The sequence below is a fragment of the Helicobacter sp. genome, from assembly GCF_017502485.1.
Lineage (GTDB): Bacteria > Campylobacterota > Campylobacteria > Campylobacterales > Helicobacteraceae > Helicobacter_B.
The window spans coordinates 1-19144 of record NZ_JAFVUX010000036.1 but is presented as its reverse complement, the minus strand read 5'-3'; the positions used below and the strand labels follow the sequence as shown (position 1 = coordinate 19144).

Here is a 19144-nt window from a genome sequence, read left to right as displayed (position 1 = left end):
TACCTTTCTCACGCTTTTGACTTTTCTCGTGGAAAATTGTTTTGCAAAAGAGACCAAGCCCATCTCTAGCAAATTTCACAAATAACGGGTGGAGAGAGCGCTCAAGCTGCTCTTTACTTGTTTTATCGCTCTCATTTTCTTGTAGGTCGTTTGTAACTTCTGGGATTATGGCTTCGTGTTTGCCTATGATACCAAAGAGTGTGGGGGACTTTGAAAATGCAAAATATTGTAGGCTTCACACCTTGTTGGTGAGTGCAAAGCAACTGATAAGGCTTGTTTTATGGGGTTTTCACTCTCTAGCTTTAGTTTTTTATCTAAGCCTTTTGCTTAGCTAGATTCCATATTTGCCCAAGTTGCAAAGGCGTAGTAGAATCGTGTAAAACTTCTTGTGCTAGATGAAGATAAGTGTAAGACATAGGGATTCTTTTCATACTCTTTGTAAAAATTAGTTTTCACTATCTTTTGATTGAGCAAAATGCTCTTTTTTCATCTCACTAAAGTTTCTTTGCACACCTATGCTATCCGCCGCCACTGTATTAAGCATTTGTGATGTCGCTCTTTATTGACTTTTTGTGTGATAGAAATCCAAGCCCAAATAATGGCAAATACAATGCCCGTGCCAAAAGTTACAAATCCACACAACCAAACAATAGGATATATAAAAGCGGATTGTATCTCTGTAAATAATCTTATAGGATAGATATTAGCCACGGCTACAAGGGACTTTGAGTGATACAAAAGCTTTACGGCAACGCCACGCAAGAGGAGATTAGCGAGTTTTACAAACGCGTATCTGCTAATATTAGAATCCTGCGTGAGAAGCGTGGGTCTCCCAGCTTGATCTAGCCCTTGAAATTGGCATTAAGTCAGTGGCGTTCTGCTCCAATTGTGAGAGCTGCCACTATGGCAAGCACTTCAAGCTAGAGCATTGCTATAAAATCGCTAAAGCCTTTGAAATTGATATTGCAGATATTTTTGCTTTATTGTAAGTCTTAGAGTTAATGGTGATAAAGTGGATTCTAGGTGTAAGGTTTGAGATTGTGTAGCACGCTTGAGCGTGTGTCCAAGCTCCTAAGAGCTATGAGCGATAATCAGCATTGATTCTTACATAGTCATAGCTTAGATCACAGCCATATGCTTGCGCGCTTTTTTTACCACTTTTACAGTCGATAAATATGTGTATCTCATCTTTTTGTAAGAGTTTTTTGGCAAACTTCTCATCAATAATTTGGGCATTACCACTACGCATAATCTCTATCTCCCCAGCATTGCTTGCCAGCTTTACATCAACAACTTTGGGGTCAAAGTCTCCCCCACTATACCCCACCGCGCATAAAATCCGCCCCCAATTTGCGTCATTACCAAACATCGCGGCCTTTACAAGGCTTGATGCGATCACAGATTTTGCGATTTTACGCGCATCTTTTTTACTTTTGGCATTAAGGCAGTGGGAGACAAGGAGTTTTGTCGCGCCCTCACCATCGCGTGCGATTTTACGCGCAAGCGTTGCGGTGAGCAGAGAGAGAGCTTTAGTAAAAAGTGTGTAATCGCTATCGTTTTGTGAAATAATGGGCGTATTTCGTGCCCTTGCATTAGCAAGCACTAGAGTCATATCATTCGTGGAAGTATCGCCATCAATACTAATCATATTAAAAGAGTCTTTGACATCTTTTTGTAATGCTTTTTGCAAGAGCTTTTGGCTAATGGCGCAATCTGTGATGATAAAACATAGCATTGTCGCCATATTTGGATGGATCATACCGCTACCCTTAGCGATCCCAGCTAGTCGCACGCGCTTACCATTAGAGGAGATAAACTCTACTGCCGCTTCTTTTGCAAATAAGTCTGTTGTCATAATCCCCTGTGCTGCGGCTTTGGCACTTACTCTGCTGCTAGATTTGCTTTGAGCTAGGAGGTTTATACCCTTTTTGATTCTATCAAGTGGTAGTTGCACGCCTATAACGCCTGTGGAAGCGAGTAGCACGCTGCTAGATTCTACCCCTAGTATCGTCCCAGCAACGATCGCACTCTCTTTACACGCCCTTTCACCTTGCGCGCCTGTGCAGGCATTGGCATTACCGGCGTTCGCGATGATAGCGTGGATAGGTTGCTTGGATTTCAATACGGTTTCATCATACTCGACGCACGCAGCACGCACCTTATTAGTCGTGAAAACTCCCGCTCCCACGCAAGGATAGGGGCTAAAAATCAGGCTCATATCGGTGCGCTTTTTGTATTTGATCTGCGCCTGCACACCACTATATTGGAAGCTTGGTACAGCATTTAGCCCACTTTTTAGGATCTTTATAGATTCTAGCTTAGTTCTTGTGGCGCTATTTGGCTCTTGTGGCTTTGCTGTGGCTTTAGCTAGGGTAGCTTTAGCGGTGGCTTTTAGTAGTTTTTGTGTGGGTGTTTTGAGAGATTTTGGCATTTGGACTCCTATGATTTGGGGTTAGGATCTTGGATTTTGCGAGAGATGTTGGCTGGATTCAGGCTAAATTCATAGCGATTAACATTTGGCTTGCTATCCCAGCCTTGCTTTTTCCAAAAGGCATTACCGATGGTGTTTTCACTAAAGGCGATGAGAGAAATGCTAGAGATTTGCTCTTTTTTAAGCGCGTTTAGAGTGGCTTCTACCATTTGCGAGCCTATGCCCATTTGGCGGAAGTCTTTATGCACGCATACATGGTAGAGACTGCCATATCGCCCATCGTGTCCGCATAAAATGCTACCAATTACACGCTCCGTGTTAGACTCATAATCTCTTAGCACGGCAACTACACTGGTGTTGGGATTACGCGTAAGAAAGCGCGCAATACCATCTTTAGAGTCATCAATGCTACGGATATAGAATCCATCAATATGCTGCCACAGCGTGGCAACTTGCTCATAGTCATCAATATGCATAGGACGGATAAGGAGATTTGCTGGGATACTCATCTAACTACCTTATGGGAACATCGGCGTACACTCAAGCGCGCTAGATTCTCTAAGCCCACACATAATGTTCATATTTTGCACAGCCTGTCCGCTTGCACCTTTGATGAGATTATCAATGCAAGCGGTAATGATGACAGACTTGGTGCGCGTGTCGATATAGGGAGCTATGTCGATAAAATTGCTCCCCTTAACCCACCTTGTCTGCGCACTAAGTCCGTGATCTAACACGCGCACGAAATATTCGTCTTTATAAAAGTCTTTATAGATTTGGTGTAGCTCACTAGAATCTATATTAACAAGTAGGCGCGCATAGCTTGTAGCGAGTATTCCACGACTCATCGGCACAAGGTGGGGTGTGAAGCTTAGGGCAATTGGCTCCTTGGCAATCTCGCTTAAAGCCTGCTCTATCTCTGGAGTGTGGCGATGAGTGGTGATGCTATATGCCTTGAAGTTTTCATTCACTTCGCAAAACAAACTATCCAAAGTAGCCCCACGCCCCGCCCCTGAAGTACCCGACTTTGCATCGATGATGATGCTATCTAGGGCGATAAGCTTATGGAAAAGCAAAGGGGCGAGTGAGAGAATGCTACAAGTAGGGTAACAGCCCGGGTTTGCCACAAGGCGTGCAGATTTGACCTGCACTCTATAGAGCTCGCAAAGTCCATAGACACTTTGTGCTAGGAGAGTTGGATTGGCGTGCTTGGTGTGGTAATGTGCAACGAAAATCTCCACATCACGCAGGCGGAAATCTGCGCTTAGATCGATGACTTTTGTGGATTCTAGGATTTTTGGAGTAAGGATATTGGCACAAAAGTTATGTGGTGTAGCACAAAACAGCACGTCAATTTGCTTACACATAGATTCTAGCTCACTTGTATCGACACAAGAGAGTGGAAAGATTTGGAAGAAGTTTTGGTAGCTTTGGTGGTAGGGCTTATCGATTTGGCTTTGTGAGCCTAGCCAAACAATTTCTACTTCTTTATGCCCTAGCAGTATGCGCACAAGTTCATTTGCTGTATAGCCACTTGATCCTAAAATCCCTACTTTTATCATCACTCACCTTTCTTTAAGAATATCCCATAGCCACCAGCCTTGCTTTCGGGTAGTTATAGCAAATTTTTCTACAACGCCCGCTTAAGTCGCACGCCCTTATATGTTTACTTGCGCGCTAAGGCTTGCATAATGTCTGTGGTGATAGACTCTGCACCATTTGTGGTGATTACTTGGCTTAGGGCGGTAGAAATTTCTGTAAGATTGCTTTCTAGTTGGGAAAGTAATGCAAAAAACTTCGCTAAATCTAGCGTAGATTCTAGAGACTCTTTTGGGTTAGCCTCTAGCTTATGCAACTCTTGCTCAGTGATCATTAGTCCAAGTCCTTGGCGTGTGAAATAGCTAGCGTTGTGGTATTGGTGATTGTTGGCAGCGTAGGGGTAGGGGATATAGATGGTAGGCAAAGATAGAGCAACATTCTCCCAAATACTTGAAGCTCCAGCGCGCGCTATGCAAATATCCGCTTTGGCTAAATGCTTTATTAGGTCTTTGTCAAAGCCAAAAAGTGTGAGTCTAGGTGTGGTGCTAGGGTATTGCACACTACTAGATGCTAGTGAGACACTCTCCCTAGCATCTAACAAGCTAGAATCTAGCTCCATATAGACTTGTCTAACTCGATCCAAATCTCTCTCTCCACATTGGTGGATAATGTGTATCCCCCTTGCTAGTAGTTTTGGCGCAACTTGTAGTGCTAGATCATTGATTGCTTTTGCGCCTTGTGAGCCACCGATAAAGATAATGCTTTGAAACTTTGTGCGGATTCTGCGTCTTTGTAGGGCTTCTTGTTTGATGGGATAGGGTGGGAATGGCGGATGGAATGAGTTAAACACTGCCTTGGCAAAGGGAGCTAGCAAGGAGTTTAGCCTACCTTGGATGGCATTTTGCTCGTGGATAAAGAGAGGCTTTTTAAGCATAATGGCTGCTAGGCTCGCAGGTCCTGCGCTAAAGCCTCCCACACTAATGACTGCTTGCACTCCATGCTTGGCAAAGATTTTGCGCACGCCCCACACTGCTCGTAGCTGGGCATAAATGCTAGCGAGCTTCTTGAAGCCTTTTTTATTCACTACTCCAGAAGTATTTAGAAAGTAGCATTCTTGGAAAAGTTCTCCGCTTTTGCCAGTCGAGCTAGAATCTAGCTCGTTAGATTCTAGCCTTTGCCCAAACCACATCTGATCTTGCCCATAGAGCGAGCCGATATAAATGGCTGGGATCTTGCGTTTGTGTAGCTCTTGTGCCAATGCCCTAGCTATAGCTAGATGTCCGCCTGTGCCACCACCTGTGATAACAATCATTATAAAAATCTCTTATACACGCTTTAAGCACCTTTTTGGAGAAAGGATTTTAGCGTATCTTTGAAGCCAAAATCTGGATAGTCCATCATAGAGAGTGCGACTTGCCCAGCGACTTTGTCTTTGGTATTAAAAATGAGCGGTGCTAGGAAATTCACCATCGATTCTTCTAAATTTCTTTGTAATATGACAATGCAATATACCAGCACGCTAGAGTCCCTATCAAGCCCTAGGAGCATTTCTATATAGCGTGGGATTGTGAAGCTATACTCACGCAAAGAGTAGGGATTAACCAGCATCATTTCAAGACTTTTGTCATCACTTGCGATTTTGGCAAAATACTCATCCAGCCTTGTAAGCTCCACACTTGTAATATGCTCAAATCCCAAAATAGGGGCTTTTATTTGATATGTCATAGCAACTCCTTAAGTGTGATAGTGGCTAAGCATTAAGCAAAAGCTATGCCAAAAGCACCTATAATAATCACCTATTGCAAGCAAATGTCGCTTAAGGAGTTGCTATGGTCGTGGTAATTACTGGGGCATCATCTGGATTTGGTAGGGCGTGTGCGCGCACCTTTGGAGCTAGGGGGGCAAAGGTCATCGCTACTGCGCGCAGAGAGCAGGAGCTATTAGACCTACAGCGAGAGCTTGGGGCAGAATCTTGCGCGATTGTCGCTTGTGATGTTGTGGATATTTGTGCTTTGAGTAAGGGGATCGCTAGCGCGCTTAAGAGCTTTGGGCTAGGGGGTGATGGCGAAAGTGAGCTTAGCGGAATTGATGTGCTTGTAAATAATGCTGGGCTAGCTCTTGGACTAGAATCTGCAAATGCGTGTAAGATAGAAGATTGGGAGCAGATGATTGATGTTAATGTTGTGGCATTGGTGCGGCTTACGCATAGAGTCTTGCCCGCTATGGTCGCACGCGGAAAGGGGCATATCATCAATATGGGTTCAATTGCTGGGAGCTATCCATATCCGGGTAGCAGTGTTTATGGCGCAAGCAAGGCATTTGTGAAGCAATTTAGTCTAAATTTACGCGCGGATTTGTATGACAAAAATATCCGTGTAAGCGATATTGAGCCCGGATTAGCCGGTGGGAGTGAGTTTTCCCTTGTGCGTTTTAAAGGCGATAAGGCGCGCGCGGATTCTGTCTATCAGGGTACTACGCCCCTTAGTCCAGAAGATGTGGCTCAAGCGGTGTGCTTTGTGGCGTATTTGCCAGAGCATATCAATATCAATCGTTTAGAGATGATGCCAACTACCCAAGCCCCAGCCGCGCTTAATGTGCATAAAAGGATCGAGATATGAGTGTGAAAGCCGGGGTAGAGTATAGGAAGTTTTCGTTTGTAGAGACTATTATTATCCGCTGGAAGACGCGATCACTTGGAGCAGATATTGATGCGCTTATTTTGATTGTAAGCGTGCTAGTGTATATGGGGCGCAGCACCCTAGAGCAGCAGCTAGAAAGGGCACGCGAGATTATCCAAGAGCGTGTGCGACTTAATACTATGGCGCATATTATCTTTGAGCGTGCGCAGCTAGAAATCGCACGCTATATGGCTGATGAAGAGCTTTATATAAAAGCACGAAATAAGATGTTTGAAGAAATCATACATAATATCCAGCTTTATGGGATTGTGCTTGATATGCTACCCGATGAAGCCAATGCTTCAAAGTTGCAAATCGTGCGCTCTGTGATCCAAAAAGCTTATGACGAAGAGTTTATGCTTAATAGCGAAGCCAAGCGACTCCTAGAAGCACAGGAAAAAACCAACGCAAGCCTAAGAGAAGCTGATTGATATGAGTTAGGGTGTGGCTCTAGGTGGCAAATGTCAAAATGTCTCTACATTTATCTATAAGGCTAAAATCCACTATGTCTTGCGCATAGACTTTGATACTATGTGTGCGATAGGTAGCATAGATTTGGGTGACTTCTTGCGTGAAGTCAGTTTGCATGCTGGAATTATGTGTGAAAAGAGGTGGTTCTATACAGAGCTTTGCTTTAGAATCTAGCCGTGCGTAAATAAGCGCGAGCTTTGCGTGCTTGGATTGTAGCGGATAGACTAGGCGCAGGGTTTCACAAGTAAAGCTTTCTTGCTTTAGGGCTTCTAGCACGCGTGCTATCTCACTTGCTTGGAAGCAAAACACTAGCGCACCACGAGGGGTTAAGAGTTTTTTACTCTGGTGTATCCACGCTTGCAAGGGGAGCTGGCTCTCATAGCGCGCTTGGCGTAGAAACTCGTTGGTAGACTTAAGCGTACCATCGTGGTAAAAAGGAGGGTTTGATAGCAGTAGGTCAAACTTTGGGCTAGATTTTGGCTTTGGCGTGTGTGGGTGGATTCTATGGGCTTGGGCTAGATTCTCTTGGCTAGGCATTGTCTCAAGTAGGTTTAATGCGTGCCGTGGTGTGGCTTTATCTAAAAAGTCTGCACAGAGTACTTGGCAGTAGCCTTTAGGCTTGCTTAGCTCGCTATTTGTGGAGATGTTAAATGGGGCGGTTTTGGCATTGATAGCAGCAAGCAGGGCGACTTTGGGCTGGCATTCTATGGCAACTACTTGGGCACGGAAATAGTGCGCACACATAATGCCTAAAATCCCACACCCAGCCCCCATATCTAGGATATTTTTTGGCGTGTTTTTGCAAAATTGTGCAGCAAAATCAAGTAGCAATAAGCTATCGCTATTATAGGCATAGCCATCGGCTAGCTGGTAGAATCTTAGAGCTTTAGCCATAAAAGCAGATCTTTATCAAGCTTGGTTGTATGGAGAATCCTAAAGGACATATTACTCAAGCCTTGGGTTAGCGAGTGGGGTGATTGTTGGGTCTTGGTGGTTGTAGAGAGATGCAAAAGCAAGAGTGGGGGGGTTCTGAGTAAAGAGCAGATATGGGTAAAGAGCTGCAAGCTTCCCTCTATAATATGGAAGCCTTTAGGTAGATCTTGTAGGGTTGTATCATCATAAGTGCGCACTGACCTAGAACCTATATGAAAAAATGGGATACTTGTATCAATATCCTTGTGCGTAAAAATGCCCACATCTGGCACGCGCACATTGGCGTATGGAGAGATAGCATAGCGGGTGTCAAGCCTTGGTCTATCGCTGCGTGCGGTTGCTCCAGAGATGATGATACTTTGGGCTATAGTGCGCTGATTGTGCGTAAAAATTCGTGATAAATCTCCAGAAATTTGTCCATTTTTATAGCTACCATCAAGCCTAGAGGCGAGCTTAAATACGACAAATTGCCCGTATTCTCTCAAGTGTAGGAATGGATAGAGCAGATCTTGCGCGCGTTTTTGCAGAGACTTATTTGCGATAAATTCTACTGCTATGCCTGCTTGTTGTAGTAGCTTGCTACCATTGGAACTCTCTCCCCACATATCACGCGCAAGTATGCATACCTTTTTGGGGCAGATTTGTGCGATAAGCTGCGCACAAGGAGGGGTTTTGCCAAAGTGATTGCAGGGCTCTAGGGTAAGCAGGAGTACCTTATCTTGGAAGAATCCGTTGTGGTGGGTGCTAATGAAAGCGTGGATTGCTTGAGAGTGGAAGGGCAGGTCTTCTAGGGCTAGGTGTGCAAATTCTTGATGGCTTGCTTGGAAGCTTTGCCATAGCGGAGCGAGTGCTTGGAGCAAAATCACGCGACTAGAATCTAGCTTTATTTGATTCTTTTGTGCATATATCCTAGCATAAGCCCAAAAAACTGCTAAAACTTCAGCGTGAGGTAATCCAGCTTTCTGGTGAGACTCTAGGCTTAAGATTTCTCCACTTTCATCATAAACCATAGCAGCGACGGCAGGGTTTGGCAGGGTTAGTGTTTGATACTCCCACGCTTTATCTAAGCATCGCTCAAGCAAGATTTCATCGATTTGCACGCATTTCTCCGCCCTGTAAATGCAATATTCTACACTTTTGGGGCTTAAATTTCTGCTACAATGCCCAAAACTACTAAGGTTGCTAAGCGTGGATATAAATAGTATAGAACTACTTGCTCGGCTTAAAGATTTGCATTTGCTCGATGGTTTGGGTGATTGGTGGTGGGATGGGGCTTTGGGCTTTGAGGTTGTTATAGGGGCGATCCTTACGCAAAATACCAAGTGGGAAAAAGTCAAGCTCTCTTTGACAAATTTGAAAAATGCTGGGGTTTTGCTAGCAGATGATAATGCAAGCTTGCATCATCTTGCAAAAGTAGATTCTATTGAGCATTACATTGCTCCAAGCGGGCTTTATCGGCAAAAAAGTGCAAGAATCATTGCACTAGCACAAGCGATTATAGAAGACTTTGGCGACTTCGCAAGTTTTCAACAAGGAGTTAGCAGAGAGTGGCTCTTGGCACGCAAGGGGATAGGCTTTGAAAGTGCAGATTCTATACTAAATTATGCGTGTGGTAGGGAGATTATGGTGGTGGATAGTTATAGTGTTAGGCTACTGGCTGCTTTTGGTTGGGAGATGGAGAGCTATGAAGATGTGCAAAGGTGGTTTATGGCTATGCCTTCTAGGGAGCTTGAAAATCTCTATCCCACAATGCCACTTGCGCAGATTTATGCTAGGTATCACGGCAAAATTGTTGAGTTTAGCAAGCAAAAGTTACCAATACAAGTACTCATGGAGAAGCCATGAGCGCACTAGAGTATTTCTATAAGCTTTGTAGTATCCCCCATCGCTCTTACCATACGCAGGTTATGCGTGAGTTTTTATGTGCGGAATGTGAGCGGCTAGGCTTTAGGAGTAAAGTAGATGAAGCAGGCAATATTTATGCGATCAAGTCTAGCTTCGCGCTAGATTCTACCTTGCAAGCGCGTCCTAAAGTGTGTTTGCAAGCGCACTATGATATGGTAGGTGTGGGGGCTGCTGGGGAAGATAGGGCATTAGAGCTTGTGCAGGATGGACAATTCTTGCGCGCTAAAGACTCTTCACTTGGGGCGGATAATGGCGCGGCAATTGCGGCTATTTTGTGGTGTATGGAGCGTGGGTTTAGTAATTTTGAAGTACTTTTTACTAATGATGAAGAGGTGGGGCTTTGCGGAGCAAACGCGCTTGCTATGCCTATACAAGCACCATTTTTACTCAATCTTGATAGCGAAGTGTTTGGCGAAGTGATTGTAGGATGCGCCGGGGGGTTTGACGCGCTTTGTTCTGTTGTTGCTATGCCCCATATTGTGTGGGGTAGTATTTGTATTGAGAGTTTTGGCTTTAGTGGTGGGCATAGTGGTGTAGATATACATAAAAATATCAAATCAAGCTTGGTGGAGTTTTTTGCAGTATTTAGCCTGATTAGTGAGTATGTAAGTAAAGAAAGTGGGCTAATACTCACAAATTTACTAGCTGGAGAGAAGTCAAACTCCATAGCTGTGGGACTTAGAGCTCAAGTAGCTTTTAGCACGCGAGAAACTGCGCGTGACTTCATACAGTGTATGCACATGCTTGAATCTATGGCACATATAGGTCCCACTATTTATCGCATTGAGAGAGAATCTAGTTTAGATTCCAATGTGGTGTGGCGTGTGTATGTTAGCGAGTATGAGGGCTTTGTAGTAAGGATCACAGGAAACTCTAATGCCAAAGCCCAGGTGCTAGGCTATGAGCTTTCAGCTCTAGCACGCTTTGTGGGTGAGCTTAGGCAAGGTATATGGGAGCGAGATAAGCATATTGTCCTAAGCTCGCTTAATATCGCACAAGCACGCACGCACAAGCAACATATAGACTTCAGTCTAAAAGCGCGTGCGAACAAAGATGATCTCCTAGAATCTATCTGCGCTTCTATCCTTGAGATTTCTGGGCGATTTTGTCAAAAACCTGCTACAATAAGTGGCTTTTATGCGCCGTGGCAAAGACAGCTTGCAGATAATCATCCAATTTTACAGCATATTATTCGAGCATTTGAATGGCGACACACAGAGATTAGTGAGATCCACGCGGGACTTGAATGTGGGATCTTGCAGAAGCGGTTTGCGCAAATGGGCTTAGAGCCTGTGCTTATGGCAAGTATAGGTCCTACGATTCTCTCTCCGCACTCTACACAAGAGCGTCTTGATATTGGGAGCTTTGAAGAGTTTGTTATGGTGTTGTGCAGGATTCTTAAAACATTAGACTGATCATGTTAGGAAGGTTGATGAAAGTACTCTCTCTTATATGTGCGGTGTTGCTATTATGTCTAGAATCTAGCGCGCAAGCTTTTCCTAAGTCCGGTTTTTCTACGCAGCCTACTTTACAAGATGAGTCTAGTCAAAGTGCGCTTGGCTCTATTGAGCCTACTTTAGATTCTAGTGTTAGTAGCGCAAAGAAGTTTTCTCTCTATCAGCCTATAGCAGTTAGCAAGCGATCGTATGGGTCTTTTTCCATAGGGTATTCACAAAGCCATATCAAAGCCCAGCAAGTAAGCTTGATTGATGGGGTGTCAAATTCGCGTGTGGATAGAGATTTTAGTCAAATAGCGCACGGGGTATTTTTCGGACTGGAGCGTGGGGTGCATTGGCATAACTTTATGCTAGGGGGCTATATCAATGGCGTGGCTGCGCAAGATTATTCACTTAGTTTTGGTGTGCGTACTTCCTATCTTGTGGCGCGGTATGTGATTCCAAGTGTAGGGATTAGCTGGGGTATGCAGCATATAAAATTCCCCAATGATATTAAGCAATACAATATCCACGGTGCAAGTTTTAATGCTGGTATTTTTGTCAATCTTGTAAGAGGTTTTGGACTAAAGCTTGAGGGTAGTTACTCCTATCCGCTTGTTATTTTGCGTGGAGTTGATGCGCGCAATTATGGTGATCCTGTGTTTAGCGGATATTCGTTTGTTGTAAGCTTGTGTATGTATGATTTTTCTATTTAGATTCTAGCGTTGGCTGATGGGGTTGTTACTAGGGGTTGTTACTAGAATCTAAGCGTAGATTCTAGCTAGGTTTATTTGGGGATTTTAAGATACAATAGCCACATACCCTAAGGATAAAGCTACAAGGAAGGAGGAGTTATGGAGATAGTTGATACAATGTTTTTCAATAGAGAGCTCTCATGGTTGCGGTTTAATACGCGTGTGCTCAATGAGGCTAGAAGCACGAAAACCCCTTTGCTTGATCGACTAAAGTTTTTGGCTATTTATGGTACCAATTTAGATGAGTTTTATATGATCCGTGTAGCTGGGCTTAAAAAGCTTTATGCAAGTGGGATTAGTGAAATTGGTGCTGATAAGCTCACTTCTGCGCAGCAGCTTGCTCATATCCGCGAGTATTTGCACACAGAGAAATCCCAAGTGCAAGAGCTTTTTAGTGAGATACAAGCAGGGCTAGATAAAGAGGGTTTAAAGGTTAAGGTATTTAGCGAGCTAAACAAAGCGCAAAAGGCACAGCTAAGGGAGTATTTCTTGCGTTATTTGTATCCAGTGATTGTGCCAATTGTAGTGGATTCTACTCACCCTTTTCCACATTTAAATAACTTAAGCTTTGGTATAGCTATTGAGCTTCGCCACAATGAGACAAAGGAGATGAAGTTTGGTATCGTGCGGATTCCGCGGGTACTGAAGCGATTTGTTGCCATTGATAAGGGCGTGTTTGTGCCGGTAGAGACGATTGTAGGGGAGTTTGCAGCGGAGCTTTTCTTAGGATATAGTTTGGAGCATTATGTGCCATTTCGCGTTACGCGTAATGCGGATTTTGAGATAGAAGAAGATGAAGCAGATGACTTTATGCAGTTAATGAGTGAGGGCTTGCGCGCTAGGAGAAGGGGAGAGATCACTCGCCTAGAGATAGGAGATGGCAAATCAGAGCTTAAAGAGTTTGTTCAAAAGCAAGTAGAAGTCGTGCCTGAAGATGTGTATTCTTACTCGATTTTGCTTAATCTTGGTTCGATGTGGGAGCTTGTTTTGGCGAAGGATTTTGCGCATTTGGGTTCTACGCCGTTTGTGCCTAAGACTCTACCCCCTATCGACCCTGAATGTAATATTTTAGACACCATAGAATCTAGCGATATTATCGCATTTCATCCTTATGAGAGCTTTGACCCGGTGGTAGATTTTATCACCACTGCTACTAAGGATAAAGATGTGCTCTCCATTCGTATGACACTCTATCGCGTGGGGAAAAACTCTCCCATAGTAAAGGCACTTATCCAAGCAGCAGAAGAAAAGCAAGTAACCGTGCTTGTTGAGCTTAAGGCTCGCTTTGATGAGGAGAACAACCTGCATTGGGCGCGCGCGCTAGAATCTGCCGGAGCACATGTCATCTATGGTGTCCCCGGGCTCAAAGTCCATGCTAAAGTCGCACTTGTGATCAAAAAAGTCGGCGATAAACTTACAGAATATGTGCATTTAAGTACAGGGAACTACAACACCGCTTCGGCTAAAATCTACACAGACATAAGCCTTTTTACAAGCAATCAAGCAATTAGTAATGATGTCGTTAAACTTTTCCACTCACTATCCACCGGTAGCTCACATAAAACCGAGCTTGATACTTTGTGTGTAGCACCTACGCAGATTAAGTCAAAGCTTTTAGAGCTTATCAAACTAGAATCTAGCTTTGGTGCAGAAGGGCGCATTATTCTTAAGGCAAATGCTATTGTTGATACTGATGTGATACTAGCACTCTATGAGGCTTCAAAGGCTGGCGTGCAAATTGATCTTATTGTCCGTGGTGTGTGTTGCTTGCGTCCTGGGGTTAAGGGTATGAGTGAAAATATCCGCGTGTATTCAATAATCGGCAAATATTTGGAACACGCTAGAATTTACTATTTCGCTCACGCTAAAGAAAGGGTGTTTTTCTCTAGTGCGGATCTTATGCCTAGAAATCTTGAGAGACGCGTGGAGTTACTCACTCCAGCGACAAACAAAGTTATTGCCGATAGGCTCATAGAGATTCTTACAATCCAACTCAGCGATAACACACAAGCCCACGAGCTATTAAGCGATGGCGAGTATCGCAAGATCCCAACCCCTAAGGATAATCCAATTTCTTCACAAATAGTCTATGAATGCTATGTCAATGAAATCCACAGCTCCAACAAAAAGGAGTCTAAAGCTAAGGCTAAAAAATTATTACAGAGAATGATAGGAGAATCATAATGATTGCTAGCTTTAATGGACACACCCCAAAAATCGCTACAAGTGCCATAATCCTACCGCAGACTACGATTATCGGTGAAGTGTATATCGGCGAAAAAGCTAGTGTGTGGTATGGAAGTGTCATCCGCGCAGATGGTGCTAGAATCTATATCGGTGATGGAAGCAATATCCAAGATAATAGCACTATCCACATTGGCTATGCTACACAGGACTTTGATGGTAGCACAATTATTGATGAAAATGTTACCATCGGGCATAATTGCATAATCCACGCTTGCCATATCCACGCGGAGTGTATTATCGGTATGGGTACGATTATTATGGATATGGCAGAAATAGGCGAGCAGAGTATTGTGGGGGCTGGAAGTGTTGTTACACAAGGAAAGAAATTTCCCTCTAGAAGCTTAATCTTAGGCAACCCTGCGCGCTTTATCCGTACTTTGCGAGATGATGAGATAGCTCAATGCTTATCGTCAGCCTTGCATTATCAACATTTGGCTGCTTCGCATTATGATGAAGTCAAGTAGCAAGGAGTATATATGGAAATTTATCAACGATTAAAGCCGCTATTGTTTAAATTTGATGCAGAGAATGTGCACCGCTTTTCGCAAAAGTCTTTGTATGCTTTACGCGCTTTGCCGTTTGGCGATGATATATTGTTGCGCATTGGCGGCTATATCGATGAAAGTCTTGCTCAAGAAATTTTGGGCTTGCGGTTTTATAATCCTATCGGCTTGGCGGCTGGTTTTGATAAAGATGCTTTGTGCGTGAAGCCTCTTGCGGGACTCGGTTTTGGGTATTTGGAGCTTGGGACAATTACTAAAATCCCACAAAGTGGAAATCCAAAGCCAAGGCTTTTTCGCCACGAGAGTGAAGAAAGCTTGCAGAATGCTATGGGGTTTAATAATCTAGGTAGTGTTGCGTTTGCTACAAGGCTTAAGAAGCTCTACCCATTTTGTGTTCCAATTGGCATAAATATTGGTAAAAATAAAGAAATCAATGAAGAAGACGCCACACTAAATTACCAAAAAACTCTAGAAGATGTATTGGATGTAGGAGACTATTATACTTTCAATCTTTCCTCACCAAATACCCCAAATTTGCGAGATTTACAGAATGAAAAGTTTGTAGAATATCTTTTCACTATAGCGCGTCAAAAGACACAAAAGCCCCTATTTTTAAAAATTGCTCCAGATATGGATATAGATTCTGCCATAAGCGTGTGTGCTAGGGCGTTAGATTCTGGTGCAAGTGGGATTATCGCGACAAATACGACCACAGATATCTCATTGATCGCTAATCCTAAGCACGGCGGTATTAGTGGGGCTGCTTTGTGTGAGAAGAGCAGGGAGATGTTTGCTGCTTTGGCAAAATCTTTACACAAAACCCACAAAGACGCGATACTTATTAGCGTAGGTGGGGTCGCTAATGCTGAGGAAGCATATAGCAGGATCAGGCTTGGAGCTTCACTCGTGCAGGTTTATACAGGGCTTGTCTATCATGGTCCAAGTCTTTGTGCGAAGATGAGTCAAGAGCTTGTTGCCCTACTTAAAGCTGATGGGTTTGACTCCATCACGCAGGCAATTGGCGTGGATTTGTAGTATGCGATTTGTATTGTTATTAGGAGTGTTGATGAGTGTAAGCTTGGGCAAGAGCGTGTTGCCAAAATATGAGCAGAAAACTTTGGATAATGGCTTGCAGATTGTTGTTATCCCTTTGGATAATGGTAGCGGTGTGATTGAGACAGATATTTTCTATAAAGTAGGTTCTAGGAACGAGACTTTAGGTAAGAGTGGCATAGCACATATGCTTGAGCATTTAAGCTTCAAATCGACTAAAAACCTTCAAGCAGGGGAGTTTGATAAAATTGTTAAAGGCTTTGGAGGTGTGAATAATGCCCTTACAAGTTTTGACTACACGCGTTATTTTATCAAATCAAGTGCGGAGCATATTGATACTTCTTTAGAGCTTTTTGCCGAACTTATGCGAAATCTCTCGCTAAAAGATGAAGAGTTCCAACCAGAGCGACAGGTAGTCGCAGAAGAAAGACGGTGGCGCACAGATAATTCTCCGCTTGGGTATTTGTATTTCCGCTTTTTTAACACCGCATTTTTGCACCATTCTTACCACTGGACACCTATTGGATTTATGGGCGATATTTTAAATTGGAAGATTGAAGACATTAGAGATTTTTATGATAGCTATTACCAGCCAAATAATGCTATTGTTGTTGTAGCAGGTGATATTGATCCTCAAAGGGTTTTTGTTTCTGCGAGCAAACATTTTGGTGCGATCACTGCTACAAGGGTTATCCCGAAAGTCCGCATTCAAGAGCCAGAGCAAGATGGCTACCGCGAAGTGATTGTCAAAAAGCGTACTAAAATTGAGTGGCTCATTATGGGCTATAAGATTCCAGATTTTTCTTATACTGATCAAGTTGCGCTCTCTGCGCTTGCAGAAGTGTTGAGTGGTGGGAAATCCGCCTTACTTGACAGTGAGCTAGTAGATAAGCGCAATCTTGCTAGTAAGGTGTCTGCTTCGGCTATGGGGCTGAAGGACTCCGGATTGTTTATGATTATGGCAGCGGGGAATGAAAAAGTGCAGGCAAAAACTTTGCAAAAGGAGATTCTGGCTATTTTGGAGCGTGTGAAGCAGGGACAGATCACGCAAAAAGAGCTAGATACTGCCAAGCGCAATATGCAGGCAAGATTTGTGAATTCACTAGAGAATTCAAGCTCTGTGGCTGGGCTGTTTGGGGCATTTTTGGTGCGTGAAGATTTAGGTCCGCTTTTGCGCTATGAAGAAGAGTTTAGCAAGCTAACTTTAGCGGATCTCACGCGTGTGGCGCAACATTATTTCTTGGATGACACACTAAGTGTGGCTATTTTATGCGATAAAAAAGAAATATGATAACAAGGAGTGAGTATGTCCTACGCAGATCAAATGCCAAGTGGCGCGATGAGCGCGCTTATTACCCCCTTTAAAAATGGCAAGATTGATACGGAGTGCTTCATCTCTCTCATTGAGCGGCAGATTCGTTATGGAATGGATGCGTGTGTGCCTGTTGGTACCACAGGAGAGTCTGCTACGCTCTCACATAAGGAGCATATGGAGTGCATAGAAATCGCTGTTAGCGTCTGTAAAAATAGTGGCACAAAGGTGCTAGCAGGAGCTGGGAGCAATGCCACCGCCGAAGCCATAGATTTAGCACGCTTTGCGCAAAAATGTGGTGCGGATGGGATTTTGTGTGTAAGTCCTTATTACAATAAACCCACTCAAGAAGGACTATATCAGCACTACAAAGCCGTAGCAGAATCTGTGGAAATCCCCCTTATGCTCTATAATGTCCCCTCGCGCACAGGGGTAAATATCGAGCCAATCACGGCGATACGACTCTATAAAGATGTGTCAAATATCATTGCCATTAAAGAAGCTAGTGGCTCTATGGAGCGCATAGTTGAGCTAAATACACTTGCCAAAGATTTTGCGATATTTAGCGGAGAAGATGCCATTAACTACCCTATACTTGCTAATGGCGGAAAAGGCGTGATCTCTGTCACAGGCAATCTTTTGCCAGATAAAATTTCCTCGCTCACGCATCTAGCCTTGGAGCGAAACTTTAAAGAATCCAAAGCTATAAATAATGAACTTTATGCTATAAATTGCGCTTTGTTTTGCGAGAGCAATCCTATCCCTATTAAAGCAGCGATGTATCTATCAGGGCTTATATCAAGCCTAGAGTATCGGTTGCCGTTGCTTGCTCCAAGCGTAGAAAATCTACGCTACATCGAGCAGACATTACAACACTATGAGGTGAAACAATGACACAAGCTCAAGGCTCTAATCAATCTATGCGGGGTAAAACACTTGTCATAAGCGGTGCTACGCGTGGTATCGGCAAGGCGATCTTGTATAAATTCGCACAAAATGGCGTTAATGTAGCTTTCACATACAATAAAAACGAAGAAGAAGCAGATAAAATTGCCAAAGATGTGGAATCTAGCTATGGTATTAAAGCTTGTTACTACCCACTAAATGTGCTAGAACCAGAGCAGTATAGTGAGCTTTTTAGCAAGATTGATGCTGATTTTTCTCGTGTGGATTTTTTTGTAAGTAATGCCATTATTTATGGCAAAAGTGTAGCTGGTGGGTTTGGACCTTTTATGCGTTTGCGTCCTAGGGGACTCAACAACATCTACACTGCCACGGTGTTGGCTTTTGTTGTAGGTGCGCAAGAGGCAGCAAAGCGTATGAAAGAAGTGGGCGGCGGTTCTATCATCTCTCTAAGCTCTACGGGTAATCTTGTCTATATGCCAAACTATGCAGGGCATGGGAATTGTAAAAATGCGGTAGAAACAATGGTCAAATACGCAGCTGCTGAGCTTGGTGAGTGGGGGATACGCGTCAATGCTGTGAGTGGAGGACCAATTGATACAGACGCATTACGCGCTTTCCCGGATTATGCGGAAGTGCGAGCAAAAGTTGAAGAGCAATCCCCGCTTAATCGTATGGGTGCGCCAGAGGATTTAGCAGGTGCAGCATATTTCTTATGTGACTCTGCGCAAAGTGGCTGGCTTACTGGACAGACGATAGTTATCGATGGTGGGACGACTTTTAAATAATTTCAACTATGCTGGCGAACGAGAATCTAGCAAGTACCACTCTAGGTGCTTCTCTTGTCATCACTACTTACAACTCCCCAGATCGCTTGGCTTTAGTGTTAGACTCTGTGCGCGATCTCTCTCCGCTCCCAGCAGAAGTGATCATTGCTGATGATGGCAGCACGGATGAGACTAGAGTCCTTATAGAATC

General features: G+C 43.8%; 18 protein-coding genes and 2 pseudogenes. 13 read left to right on the top strand and 7 right to left on the bottom strand.

The window, feature by feature from the left end; all coding sequences use genetic code 11:
• Positions 1-732: 732 nt before the first annotated feature.
• A pseudogene (locus IKB69_RS07775) lies at positions 733-989 on the top strand (helix-turn-helix transcriptional regulator).
• Positions 990-1078: 89 nt separating this feature from the next.
• Here IKB69_RS07775 and argJ read toward each other — a convergent pair.
• The 5 genes from argJ to fliW all read right to left on the bottom strand — a co-directional run bounded on the left by argJ (position 1079) and on the right by fliW (position 5695).
• A complete protein-coding gene (argJ, locus tag IKB69_RS07770; RefSeq protein WP_290948055.1) occupies positions 1079-2431 on the bottom strand; it encodes a bifunctional ornithine acetyltransferase/N-acetylglutamate synthase in 1353 nt (450 codons plus the stop codon).
• A gap of 8 nt (positions 2432-2439) precedes the next feature.
• Positions 2440-2940 (bottom strand): GNAT family N-acetyltransferase, encoded by a 501-nt coding sequence (locus IKB69_RS07765; protein WP_290948053.1) that lies wholly within the window; start codon positions 2938-2940, stop codon positions 2440-2442.
• A 9-nt stretch (positions 2941-2949) separates the two neighbouring features.
• Positions 2950-3996, bottom strand: coding sequence for an N-acetyl-gamma-glutamyl-phosphate reductase (gene argC / locus IKB69_RS07760; protein ID WP_290948051.1), 1047 nt, complete (start codon positions 3994-3996; stop codon positions 2950-2952).
• A 101-nt stretch (positions 3997-4097) separates the two neighbouring features.
• Positions 4098-5282, bottom strand: a complete 1185-nt coding sequence (locus tag IKB69_RS07755; protein WP_290948049.1) for a UDP-N-acetylglucosamine--N-acetylmuramyl-(pentapeptide) pyrophosphoryl-undecaprenol N-acetylglucosamine transferase — start codon at positions 5280-5282, stop codon at positions 4098-4100.
• Between the two features lie 23 nt (positions 5283-5305).
• Entirely contained in the window at positions 5306-5695 is a 390-nt protein-coding gene (gene fliW, locus IKB69_RS07750; protein ID WP_290948047.1) for a flagellar assembly protein FliW, read from the bottom strand.
• Between the two features lie 104 nt (positions 5696-5799).
• Here fliW and IKB69_RS07745 point away from each other — a divergent pair, with 104 nt between their 5' ends.
• Together IKB69_RS07745 and IKB69_RS07740 are read left to right on the top strand one after the other, a co-directional pair.
• The gene (locus IKB69_RS07745; RefSeq protein ID WP_290948045.1) at positions 5800-6588 is read left to right on the top strand and encodes an SDR family NAD(P)-dependent oxidoreductase; all 789 of its coding nucleotides are present in this window, start codon (positions 5800-5802) and stop codon (positions 6586-6588) included.
• Entirely contained in the window at positions 6585-7079 is a 495-nt protein-coding gene (locus IKB69_RS07740) for a hypothetical protein (protein WP_290948043.1), read from the top strand. The genes IKB69_RS07745 and IKB69_RS07740 overlap by 4 nt, the downstream gene beginning before the upstream one ends.
• Positions 7080-7098: 19 nt before the next feature.
• Here the strand turns inward: IKB69_RS07740 and IKB69_RS07735 are convergent, their stop codons facing one another.
• A complete protein-coding gene (locus IKB69_RS07735; protein WP_290948040.1) occupies positions 7099-8013 on the bottom strand; it encodes a hypothetical protein in 915 nt (304 codons plus the stop codon).
• Complete coding sequence (gene ribD / locus IKB69_RS07730; RefSeq protein ID WP_290948038.1) at positions 7998-9152, bottom strand: bifunctional diaminohydroxyphosphoribosylaminopyrimidine deaminase/5-amino-6-(5-phosphoribosylamino)uracil reductase RibD; 1155 nt, start codon at positions 9150-9152, stop codon at positions 7998-8000. Before ribD ends, IKB69_RS07735 begins: the two co-directional genes overlap by 16 nt.
• A gap of 94 nt (positions 9153-9246) precedes the next feature.
• Here ribD and IKB69_RS07725 point away from each other — a divergent pair, with 94 nt between their 5' ends.
• The 10 genes and pseudogenes from IKB69_RS07725 to IKB69_RS07680 form a co-directional block, all read left to right on the top strand.
• On the top strand, positions 9247-9897 hold the full coding sequence (locus tag IKB69_RS07725; protein WP_363240420.1) for a 3-methyladenine DNA glycosylase: 651 nt from the start codon (positions 9247-9249) through the stop codon (positions 9895-9897).
• On the top strand, positions 9894-11372 hold the full coding sequence (locus IKB69_RS07720) for a hypothetical protein (protein ID WP_290948034.1): 1479 nt from the start codon (positions 9894-9896) through the stop codon (positions 11370-11372). The genes IKB69_RS07725 and IKB69_RS07720 overlap by 4 nt, the downstream gene beginning before the upstream one ends.
• 17 nt (positions 11373-11389) lie before the next feature.
• A complete protein-coding gene (locus tag IKB69_RS07715) occupies positions 11390-12109 on the top strand; it encodes a hypothetical protein (protein ID WP_290948032.1) in 720 nt (239 codons plus the stop codon).
• A gap of 138 nt (positions 12110-12247) precedes the next feature.
• Entirely contained in the window at positions 12248-14332 is a 2085-nt protein-coding gene (locus tag IKB69_RS07710; protein ID WP_290948030.1) for an RNA degradosome polyphosphate kinase, read from the top strand.
• Positions 14332-14859 carry a gamma carbonic anhydrase family protein gene (locus tag IKB69_RS07705; protein WP_290948028.1) on the top strand — a complete coding sequence of 176 codons (528 nt, stop codon included), beginning with the start codon at positions 14332-14334 and terminating at the stop codon, positions 14857-14859. The genes IKB69_RS07710 and IKB69_RS07705 overlap by 1 nt, the downstream gene beginning before the upstream one ends.
• A gap of 12 nt (positions 14860-14871) precedes the next feature.
• The gene (pyrD, locus tag IKB69_RS07700) at positions 14872-15933 is read left to right on the top strand and encodes a dihydroorotate dehydrogenase (quinone) (RefSeq protein WP_290948025.1); all 1062 of its coding nucleotides are present in this window, start codon (positions 14872-14874) and stop codon (positions 15931-15933) included.
• A 31-nt stretch (positions 15934-15964) separates the two neighbouring features.
• Entirely contained in the window at positions 15965-17242 is a 1278-nt protein-coding gene (locus IKB69_RS07695) for a pitrilysin family protein (protein WP_290948023.1), read from the top strand.
• Positions 17243-17275: 33 nt separating this feature from the next.
• Entirely contained in the window at positions 17276-18157 is an 882-nt protein-coding gene (gene dapA, locus IKB69_RS07690; RefSeq protein WP_290948095.1) for a 4-hydroxy-tetrahydrodipicolinate synthase, read from the top strand.
• A complete protein-coding gene (locus IKB69_RS07685) occupies positions 18154-18954 on the top strand; it encodes an enoyl-ACP reductase (RefSeq protein WP_290948021.1) in 801 nt (266 codons plus the stop codon). Before dapA ends, IKB69_RS07685 begins: the two co-directional genes overlap by 4 nt.
• A 50-nt stretch (positions 18955-19004) precedes the next feature.
• Positions 19005-19144 (top strand): annotated as a pseudogene (locus IKB69_RS07680) (glycosyltransferase); the annotation flags it as partial.

Bases quoted from the DNA above. Each gene is read 5' to 3' on its own strand.
- argJ (WP_290948055.1), bottom strand. From the start codon at position 2,431: ATGCCAAAATCTCTCAAAACACCCACACAAAAACTACTAAAAGCCACC.
- IKB69_RS07765 (WP_290948053.1), bottom strand. From the start codon at position 2,940: ATGAGTATCCCAGCAAATCTCCTTATCCGTCCTATGCATATTGATGAC.
- IKB69_RS07755 (WP_290948049.1), bottom strand. From the start codon at position 5,282: ATGATTGTTATCACAGGTGGTGGCACAGGCGGACATCTAGCTATAGCT.
- fliW (WP_290948047.1), bottom strand. From the start codon at position 5,695: ATGACATATCAAATAAAAGCCCCTATTTTGGGATTTGAGCATATTACA.
- IKB69_RS07745 (WP_290948045.1), top strand. From the start codon at position 5,800: ATGGTCGTGGTAATTACTGGGGCATCATCTGGATTTGGTAGGGCGTGT.
- IKB69_RS07740 (WP_290948043.1), top strand. From the start codon at position 6,585: ATGAGTGTGAAAGCCGGGGTAGAGTATAGGAAGTTTTCGTTTGTAGAG.
- IKB69_RS07735 (WP_290948040.1), bottom strand. From the start codon at position 8,013: ATGGCTAAAGCTCTAAGATTCTACCAGCTAGCCGATGGCTATGCCTAT.
- IKB69_RS07720 (WP_290948034.1), top strand. From the start codon at position 9,894: ATGAGCGCACTAGAGTATTTCTATAAGCTTTGTAGTATCCCCCATCGC.
- IKB69_RS07715 (WP_290948032.1), top strand. From the start codon at position 11,390: ATGAAAGTACTCTCTCTTATATGTGCGGTGTTGCTATTATGTCTAGAA.
- IKB69_RS07710 (WP_290948030.1), top strand. From the start codon at position 12,248: ATGGAGATAGTTGATACAATGTTTTTCAATAGAGAGCTCTCATGGTTG.
- IKB69_RS07705 (WP_290948028.1), top strand. From the start codon at position 14,332: ATGATTGCTAGCTTTAATGGACACACCCCAAAAATCGCTACAAGTGCC.
- pyrD (WP_290948025.1), top strand. From the start codon at position 14,872: ATGGAAATTTATCAACGATTAAAGCCGCTATTGTTTAAATTTGATGCA.
- IKB69_RS07695 (WP_290948023.1), top strand. From the start codon at position 15,965: ATGAGTGTAAGCTTGGGCAAGAGCGTGTTGCCAAAATATGAGCAGAAA.
- dapA (WP_290948095.1), top strand. From the start codon at position 17,276: ATGCCAAGTGGCGCGATGAGCGCGCTTATTACCCCCTTTAAAAATGGC.
- IKB69_RS07685 (WP_290948021.1), top strand. From the start codon at position 18,154: ATGACACAAGCTCAAGGCTCTAATCAATCTATGCGGGGTAAAACACTT.